Annotated in this window: 6 protein-coding genes, 1 tRNA gene and 1 pseudogene; all 8 read right to left on the bottom strand. The window is 69.7% G+C overall.

From position 1 onward, the window contains the following. A pseudogene (locus Q7O19_RS12910) lies at positions 1 to 182 on the bottom strand (oxygenase); the annotation flags it as partial. Next, positions 179 to 928 carry an A24 family peptidase gene (locus Q7O19_RS12905; protein ID WP_303810901.1) on the bottom strand — a complete coding sequence of 250 codons (750 nt, stop codon included), beginning with the start codon at positions 926 to 928 and terminating at the stop codon, positions 179 to 181. The pseudogene Q7O19_RS12910 and the gene Q7O19_RS12905, both read right to left, overlap by 4 nt. After that, complete coding sequence (locus tag Q7O19_RS12900) at positions 928 to 2,040, bottom strand: zinc-binding dehydrogenase (RefSeq protein ID WP_303810900.1); 1,113 nt, start codon at positions 2,038 to 2,040, stop codon at positions 928 to 930. The genes Q7O19_RS12905 and Q7O19_RS12900 overlap by 1 nt, the downstream gene beginning before the upstream one ends. A gap of 2 nt (positions 2,041 to 2,042) precedes the next feature. Next, a complete protein-coding gene (locus Q7O19_RS12895) occupies positions 2,043 to 2,720 on the bottom strand; it encodes an aspartate/glutamate racemase family protein (RefSeq protein WP_303810899.1) in 678 nt (225 codons plus the stop codon). Further along, positions 2,717 to 3,724, bottom strand: coding sequence for a D-cysteine desulfhydrase (locus tag Q7O19_RS12890; protein WP_303810898.1), 1,008 nt, complete (start codon positions 3,722 to 3,724; stop codon positions 2,717 to 2,719). The genes Q7O19_RS12895 and Q7O19_RS12890 overlap by 4 nt, the downstream gene beginning before the upstream one ends. Before the next feature lie 64 nt (positions 3,725 to 3,788). Continuing rightward, positions 3,789 to 3,863, bottom strand: a tRNA-Phe gene (locus Q7O19_RS12885). 46 nt (positions 3,864 to 3,909) lie between these two features. Then, on the bottom strand, positions 3,910 to 4,119 hold the full coding sequence (locus Q7O19_RS12880) for a DNA gyrase inhibitor YacG (RefSeq protein WP_022680219.1): 210 nt from the start codon (positions 4,117 to 4,119) through the stop codon (positions 3,910 to 3,912). Continuing rightward, positions 4,103 to 4,954 (bottom strand): ribonuclease E/G (locus Q7O19_RS12875; protein ID WP_303810897.1); only part of this gene is annotated, 852 nt, incomplete at its 5' end. The genes Q7O19_RS12875 and Q7O19_RS12880, both read right to left, overlap by 17 nt.

The raw sequence follows: 4,954 nt of genomic DNA, 5'->3' as shown, positions 1-4,954 counted from the left end.
GCGGTTTCACTGGTGCGGAAATCACTGCCCGCGCCATAGGCATCGGTGATGGTGGATGGCCGGCGATGCACATCGATCAGGCTGATCAGCCCGGCGCAATCCGCCGCCGGCAGGAAGCCCTTGCGGATCACCATCTCCACTCGCTTGTCGGGCACTTTCTGGGCGCCGGCAAACCGCGTCATCGAACCATCTCCAGCCAATCGGGGCCCAGCCATAGCAGAATCAGCGCCACGCCCGCCAGCAGGGCGCCGAACGGAAGCCGGGTCATGGCGTTCACCGGGCGACCGCGAAAATGATCCCAGCCAGCCAGCGCCAGGCCCAGTGCGGCTGCGCCGGTGATCAGGAACGGCAGGCTCCAGCCGCCCAGCAGCGCCCCCAGCCCGGCCAACAACTTGGGATCGCCGCCGCCCAGCCCGTCACGCCCGCGCAGCCGCCTGTAACCAAAGCCCACCAGCCAAAGCCCGGCAAAGCCCAGCCCTGCCCCCCACAGCCGCTGTTCCAGGGGCAGCCCCGGCAGCAGCAGCGCGAACGGGATCAGCGGCAGGGTGAGCGCATCGGGCAGCCACTGATGTTCGGCATCAAGGATCAGCAGCGCCAGCAACCACCACCCAGCCAGCGCCAGCAACAAGCCTTCCTGCGCCGGGAACCGCCACAACAGCCCGGCCCCGATCACGGCCGCCGCCACTTCGATCTGCCAGTGCCGGGCCACAATGGCTTGGCCGCAGTGCCGGCAGCGACCACGCAGGATGATGTGCGACAGCACCGGCACCAGTTCCAGCGCACCCAATCTTGCCCCGCACCGGTCACAGCGCGAGCGGCCAAGGATGGTCTCCCCCTGCGGCCAGCGTGCCGTGACCAGCGCGATGAAGCTGCCCAGCAGTAGGCCGAGGCTACCACCGATGACCGGCCACCAGCCTGCCGGCAGCATCAGGGGATCAGGATCTGGCGAATGGCCTGCCCGCTGGCCAGCGCATCAAGCGCGTCATTGATCTCGGCCATCGGCCGCACGCCGGAAAGCAGCCGCTCCACCGGCAGCCGCCCGGCCCGCCACAGCGCGATGCAGCGCGGAATGTCACGCGCCGGCACGGCTGAACCCATGTAGCTGCCGATGATGGTCTTGGCCTCCGCCACCAGGCTCACCGCCGGGATGGTGAACGGATCGGCCGGGTTGGGCAGGCCGACGGTGACAATGCGGCCGCCGCGCGCCGCGGTGCGATAGGCCTCTGCCAGCACCTTGCCGCTGCCCACGCTCTCGATGGCGACCCGGGGCGCGCCATGCTTGGCAAAGGCTTGCGCCGCGTCTTCCGGTGCCACCGCCGCGCGTGCACCCAGTTCCAGCGCCAGCGCGCGCTTTTCCGGCACAGGATCGATGGCAATCACCGGTTCCGCGCCAGCCGCCACCGCCCCCAGCAGAGCGGCCAGGCCAACACCGCCCAGGCCCCACACCGCCACGCTTTCGCCGGGCCGCACCACAGCCGAATTGAACACCGCGCCCACGCCGGTGAGCACCGCGCAGCCGAACAGCGCAGCGATTTCGGCGGGGATGTCGTCGTCGATCACAACCAAGCTGCGTTCATCGATCACCGCGTGGCTGGCAAAGGCCGACAGACCCAGATGATGGTGCACGGGGTGGCCGCAATCGGACAGGCGGAAGCCGCCGCCGAGCAATTCGCCTTTGCCGTTGGCCGCCGCGCCATTGCCGCACAGCCACGGCTCGCCCGACCAGCAGACGGTGCAGTGGCCGCAGGCCGGCAGGAAGGCCATCACCACGCGCGTGCCCGGCTTCAGCCGCGCGCCCGGCCCGGCGGTTTCCACGCGCGCCACCGCTTCATGGCCCAGCGCCATCGGCAGCGGGCGCGGGCGATCGGCGTTCACCACCGAAAGATCGCTGTGGCACAAGCCGGCGGCTTCGATGCGGACCAGCACCTCGCCCGGCCCCGGCGGCGCCAGATCGAGCGTCTTCATCGTCAGCGGCTGGCTGGTCGCATAGGGCTGCGCCGCACCCATGGCGGCAAGAACGGCGGCGGTCGTTTTGGTCATCGTCACACCCTATCGGGCAAACGCGCCGCCGCCAACGTGGCGCGGGCCAGCGCGGCGGTGGAATCGATCAGCGGCACAGCCACATCGGCTTGGGCCAGCAGCAGCGGCACTTCGGTGCAGGCGGCGATCACCACGTCCGCCCCGGCTGCCGCCAACCGTGCCGCTTCGCCGGCCAGCGCCGCGCGAACATCGTGGCTGCGGTCCCCGGCCTTGATGGCATTCACCGCCGGCTGCACGACGGCCAGATCGCCAGCCAGCACCGGCACCGGACTGGCCCGGCCATACAGATCAAGTGCCAGCGTCGCGCCAACGCCCAACACGCCGATGCAGCGCGGATGGTGCGCCATCGCCTCGGCGACGGCGGCATCAATCATCGAGACAAACGGCGCTGCCGTGATCGCATCGGCCCAGCCGTGCGCGGCATTGCACGGCATGGCCAGCACTTGGGCGCCCTGCGCCACCAGGCCCGTGCCCATCGCGGCCAGCGCCGGGCCGGGGGAATCCGTCCCATGCAGCGCGGCGGCGTTACGATCGGGCACATGCGGGTTGCTGTCCACCAGCACGCGCGGGTGATCGGTATCACTGGCGGCATTCACGCCCGCCACCAGCCGGCTCAGGAAATCGGCGGTGGCCGCCGGCCCCATGCCGCCGATCACGCCGATTGTCCGATAGTGGGTCATTGATTGAAGGCAGGATCGCGCAGCACGCCGGCAAAGGCCGACAGCGACGGCGAGCCGCCGGTGTGCAGGAACAGCACCCGTTCACCCTTGAAAGCGCCTTGCCTCGCCAGCGCGATCAGCCCGGCCATCGCCTTGCCGCTGTACACCGGGTCGAGCAATATGCCCTCCTTCGCTGCCAGCAGCCGCACCGCTTCCACCATCTCCGGCGTCGGCAGCGAGTAACCGGGGCCAACCCAATCCGCCAGCGCCACGATGTCTGCGGCCACCGGCTGCGGCGTGCCCATCAGGTCGGCGGTCGCCTGCGCCAGCTTCAGCACATTGGCTTCCTGTTCGGCGCGCGGCCGGCGCACGTTGATGCCGGTAACGGGGATACCGGCATTGAGCGCCACCAGGCCAGCGATCAGGCCCGAATGGGTGCCGGCACTGCCCGATGCGACCACGATGCGATCGAAGGCGACGCCTTCATCAAACGCTTGCGCCATGATTTCCTGCGCGCACGCGGCGTAGCCCAACGCCCCCAGCGGCGAGGAGCCGCCGCCCACGATAATATAGGGGTGGCCGCCCGCCGCCTTCACGGCGGCGGCTTCCACGGCCATTTCCTCGGCCAGGTCGGCCCCGGCCTTGACCATGCGCACCGATGCGGCACCCATCAGATCGAACAGCAGATTGTTGCCCAGCGCGTCAGGGCTGAAACTGCCCGCCACCCGCTCCTCGATCACCAACCGGCAATCCAGACCTTCCTTGGCCGCGGCGGCCAGCGTGAGCCGGCAATGGTTGGACTGCGGTGCACCCACGGTGATCAGCGTGTCCGCCCCCTTGGCCAACGCATCAGCGATCAGGAACTCCAGCTTGCGCGTCTTGTTGCCGCCGCCGGCAAGGCCGAGCAGATCGTCACGCTTGATCCAGATCTCCGCGCCGCCAATGGCAGCCGAAAGCCGCGGCAGCGGCTCCAGCGGGGTGAAACCGGGGGTGTAACGGCGACGGGGGAAGCGGACGAGGTTCATGGTCGCAGCCCATGGCCGATGTTCCCCGCCATGGGAAGTCCTGATCTGCACGCGTCGGTGAGAATGGTGCCCGGGGGCGGATTTGAACCACCGACACGGGGATTTTCAATCCCCTGCTCTACCCCTGAGCTACCCGGGCCCACAATTGTCACAGCGGTTGGGTAAACCGCGTGGGAGGCGGCCGTTTAGCCAGCCTCGTCGTCGTTGTCCAGCGCAGAGATGTCAGAAAGTTCGTCCGCCTCGCTTCCTGCCGGCAGCACGTAGCGATCGGACAGCCAGGCGTTGAGGTCGCGGCTGCGGCAGCCCTCGCTGCAGAACGGGCGGAAGGCCGGCGCCGCGGGGGCCTTGCGGCAATAAACACACGGGCGCGGGCGCGAATCAGGCGGGTTGGACATGGCCCCTCCCTGCCCTATCGCGGGCCTGCAGCGCCAGTGTCCCGCCGGTCAGCCGCGTGCAGTCCGCAATCAGGGCCGGGTGCGCGGCCAGCCAATCGATTACGCTGGCCTGGGCCTCGATCTGCACGGGGCCGGCCAGGCGCTGCGCGCGGCGCAGCAGTTCCAGCGCGGCAAAGCCCGGTTGGCGCACGGCCTCAATCAGGCTCAACTGTCGGCGCGGGCGGATGATCTGCACCAGGCCGAAGCCGTTCATCGCGGTCTTTTCAAACGGCGGCGGCAGGGTTTCGGCTAGGATGGTATCCACAACGACGCGCGGGGCACGGCCGCCAAGCGAAGGGAAATCCACCACCACCGGGCCACCGATACCATGCCGGCGAATCAAGGCCGCAACGGCGCGGGCCGCCGCTTCGGCCAACCGCGCCAGATCGCCTGTCCCATCCACATCGATCGCCAGCATCGCCGGCGTGGGCGCCACCAGCAGCCGGCCGCCGGGAAACTCCACACGGCCCGACAGTGCCTCTTCCACCACCGCATCCCAGCCCGCATCGGCCAGAACATCCGGGCCATGCGCCGGCACCGGCGTCACGTCATGGCCAGCTGTCGCCAGCCGCGTCGCCAGATCGGGCGCTGGGCGCGCCGGGCCATCGTGCGCCATCACCCGCGCCTGCTTGTCACGCACACCATCAGGACGCGCCGGGCGCAGCACTTCCACCAGACGGGTCTGCCCCTCGGGCCAATCGGCCGGCACCGGCGCCAATTGCGCTTCGGCACCGGCCAGCACCACCACGCCCTGCCGGCGATCGGCCAGCCGCGCCGGCGCGATCAGGCCCACCGG

This window comes from Sandarakinorhabdus limnophila DSM 17366, from assembly GCF_945882885.1.
GTDB lineage: Bacteria > Pseudomonadota > Alphaproteobacteria > Sphingomonadales > Sphingomonadaceae > Sandarakinorhabdus > Sandarakinorhabdus limnophila_A.
This window is presented reverse-complemented; position numbering and strand designations above follow the sequence as displayed.